The sequence below is a fragment of the Streptomyces sp. NPDC058375 genome (assembly GCF_042723425.1).
GTDB classification, from domain to species: Bacteria; Actinomycetota; Actinomycetes; order Streptomycetales; family Streptomycetaceae; genus Streptomyces; species Streptomyces durocortorensis.
The window spans coordinates 1-3,247 of record NZ_JBHXJG010000431.1 but is presented as its reverse complement, the minus strand read 5'-3'; the positions used below and the strand labels follow the sequence as shown (position 1 = coordinate 3,247).

The window sequence follows — 3,247 nt, the reverse complement described above, 5'->3', positions numbered from 1 at the left end:
CTCCTGACAGGGGGTGCGGGCCACGGTCGTGTGCGGCTCCCGGACGGGGTCGTGGGCGGCGGCTGCTAGCCGTTGCCGCCTTCCAGGTAGTTGTTCAGTCCGGGCACGGTGAGCGTGCCGCCGAACTGGCCGGCCTGGGTGACCTTCACCTTGGTGAAGAAGGCGAAGGGGACGTTCAGCGGCGGCGGAGTCTGAGGGCTGAAGGTGATCGGGATGAGGCCGAAGAGGTTGCCCTTCAGCTCCTCCGTGTACATCGTCACCTCGCCGTTGCGGATCGTCGACGTGGAGCCGGGCCGCGACTTCACATGGCCGGTCGTGCCCGCGGGGCCGACGGTCAGCTGGTGCAGGTCCTTGATGTCGATGGAGCCGGCGGTGAACTTCAGCACCTTCTTGACGCTGCCGTCCGCCTTCTTCACCTCGACGATGCCGTGGTAGTCCAGGCCGTTGAGGGTCAGCAGCGTCGACTCCAGGGTCCACGGGTCGGACGGGAGCAGCGGGATGCCGGGCTCCAGCTCGGCCGCGGCGAGCGCGTCCGCGTCGCGCTCGGGGCACGGGAAGCGGGGCTTCGCGCCGTCCGGGATGTCCTCGTCCTTCTTGGGGTCGAGCCCCTTGGCGTCCTCGTCGAGTTCCTCGACGTCCTTGCCGGCCTTCTCGGCGGCCTCGCGGATGGCGTCGGCCGTCTTGTCCGCCGTCTCCTTCGCCGGGTCCTTCGGCTTCTCGGAGGGCTTGGGGGCCTTGGTCGTGGGGCTCGGGGCCGGGCTCGCCGGCTCCCCGGCCTTGTCCGCGTCCTCGGCCTGGTCCACGTCCTCGGCCTGGTCCTCCGCCTTCTCCTCGTCCTCCGCCTTGTCCTTGTCCGGGCCGTCGAACAGGTCCTTGAGGGCGTCGCCGAGTCCGAGCGGGTCCAGCGGGTTCTTCGACTTGGCGGGCGTCGGGGTCGCGGAGGGCTTCTCCTCCGCCGACGTGTCCGCGCCCTCGTCGGGCTTCGCGTCCGCGTCGGGCTTCGCGTCGCCCGCCGGGTCCTCGTCCGCGTCGGAGGCCGAACCGCTCGCCGAGGGCTTCGGGGTCGCGGTGCCCTCGGGCTTCGCGTCCTTGCCGTCCTCGTCCTTCGCCGTGGCCGACGGGGACGGGGCGGCCTCGGGCGACTCGGACTCGCTCGGCTCGTCGGACCGGGTGACGCAGGGGCCCGGCGCGAACGGGATGTCGGCGCCGTCGTCGGCCAGGGCCAGCTTGGGCGTCAGCCCCATGCCCACGAAGACCGCCGTCGGCATCGCCGCGAGCGCCAGCGCCTTCTTGCCGCTGGGCAGGTGAAGCTTGGTCAGCAGCGACTTGCGGGGGGCCGCGTGACGGGGGCCCTTGCGCTCGCGGAGCCCGTCGCCGGGGTAGGCGTCCGTCCGCTGTCCGTCGTCACCCCGCACGATGCCTCCCGCCCTCGGCCTCGGCCGCCGTGTCGAGCCCGGCGCCCTGCTGCCGGGGCACGGCCGCCGCGCCCTGGAGCTCGCCCTCGGGGCGCTCCTCGTACGGCAGGTCCTTCGCGGGCGCGGCCTGCTCGTCGACCGACGCCTCGTCGGCCTGCTGCGGCGCCGCCGGCGCCCACGAAACGGACAGGGCTCCGCCGACGAGGGAGAGCAGGAACCCGATCACGAAGCCGCCGATGTTGGCGACGGGAAGGGAGATCAGCGCCAGCAGGATGGCCGCGATACCCGCGAACACCCGGACGATGTGGTGGAACCACATCGTGAAGCCGAGCGTGATCAGCAGAACCCCGATGATCAGGGATCCCGCGCCGGCGGTCGTGGACATCGCCAGCGTCATGTTGCCGAGGTGCAGGTCGGCGTAGGGAAAGTAGGCGATGGGAAGGCCACCGGCCATGGTGAACAGACCGGCCCAGAACGGGCGGTTACCCCGCCAGGCGCGGAAGCGTCGCCGATAGACGCGGATGTGGTGCTCGTTCTGCCCTGTGGACTCGGGGCTCATGGAAAACAGCTCCCTGGAACCGGTACCGCTGTGAGAAAGGAAGGAGGGGTGGCCGGAAAACCCTCGGCGGACGTTCCGGCCACCCGGGCCGAGTGCTAGAAGCACTCCTCGACGCCCGTGTGCAGCCTCAGCTTCAGGTCGCTGAGCTTGAAGGTGCCGGCGGTGGTCGCCCACGCCGTCTGCTCCACGCCGGTCAGCACGGCCGTGTCGGCGCGCTGCGCGAAGCCCGCACCGTTCGCCTGCGTACCGGGCTGGATGCCGATGCTGTTCGGCCTGTTCTCCTTCTTCAGCGAACCGGCCGCGACACCGATGTCGATGTTCCGGAACTCGGCGTCGGCGTCCAGCTCCGAGATGTCCAGGTAGAGGTTGGTGGCCTCGACCGGCCTCTTCGGGTTGGTACCGGCGTTCAGCTTGAGGCTGATGGGCTTGTTGATGAACGGGACCTTCGGCGTGACCACCGACTGGCACATGTTGGTGATCTTCGCGCTGCTGAAGCCCGACACCGCGACCGCGTGCGCCGCTTCCTTGCCGTTGAGGTCCTTACCGACCGCGACGCTGCCGTACTGGACGAAGTCCTCGCCCTCCAGCCGGTCGGTGCTGACCTTGAAGCTCTGCCCGGAAACGCTGAACGAGGCCGCCAGCGCACCCTGGGCCAGGCCTATGCCCACCGCGGCCGTCGCGGCGACGCTCGGCACCATGACCAGAGCGAACCGCTTCCATCTCGTCCCACCGCGAACCTGGGAACTCATACTTGCTCCTTCTTCTCGGACGTACATCTCCGGCCGGGCGTCGTGCCCGTCCTGGGATGGGAGAAGTGCTACGTCCTCGGGAAGGAGAGCGCCCGTATCGGAGACGTGTCCCGCATCCGATCCACCGGCGTTCACCCCCGAGCGACAACCACTGGCCGCGCGTTCCGCACAGCCGGTCGGACAGGCCCCGCCTGTGAGCGGGAACCCCCCTGTCCGCGGTCGGCGCAACTGCCGCCGACCCGCCCGGTGGGGACCCAACAGACCCTCGGACACCGGCTGGAGACCGGGCCGAAGGTATTGGACCGAGCGTGGCCGATCGTGGTGCATTCACGGCCCCGACACAAGAGGGATCGTTACTGGCTAGTAACGGCCCGATAACCACAGGACGACAGGGCGGCACCGGGCGGCGACACAGGGTGGCACGAAAGGGACATCGGAATGGCGGGAAACTTCCCGGAAACAGGACAGAACCGCTCAGCTGCCTTACTGCGAGTAACAGCTTGCATCTTTGTCAAGTTTTGGTA

3 protein-coding genes are annotated in these 3,247 nt (G+C 69.5%); all 3 read right to left on the bottom strand.

The window, feature by feature from the left end; translation table 11 throughout:
- Positions 1–65: 65 nt before the first annotated feature.
- The 3 genes from ACFWM7_RS34615 to ACFWM7_RS34605 all read right to left on the bottom strand — a co-directional run bounded on the left by ACFWM7_RS34615 (position 66) and on the right by ACFWM7_RS34605 (position 2,723).
- Entirely contained in the window at positions 66–1,415 is a 1,350-nt protein-coding gene (locus ACFWM7_RS34615) for a hypothetical protein (protein ID WP_383268568.1), read from the bottom strand.
- Positions 1,405–1,974 carry a DUF6114 domain-containing protein gene (locus ACFWM7_RS34610; RefSeq protein ID WP_383268566.1) on the bottom strand — a complete coding sequence of 190 codons (570 nt, stop codon included), beginning with the start codon at positions 1,972–1,974 and terminating at the stop codon, positions 1,405–1,407. Before ACFWM7_RS34610 ends, ACFWM7_RS34615 begins: the two co-directional genes overlap by 11 nt.
- Positions 1,975–2,069: 95 nt before the next feature.
- Complete coding sequence (locus ACFWM7_RS34605) at positions 2,070–2,723, bottom strand: DUF6230 family protein (RefSeq protein ID WP_383268563.1); 654 nt, start codon at positions 2,721–2,723, stop codon at positions 2,070–2,072.
- Positions 2,724–3,247 lie beyond the last annotated feature (524 nt).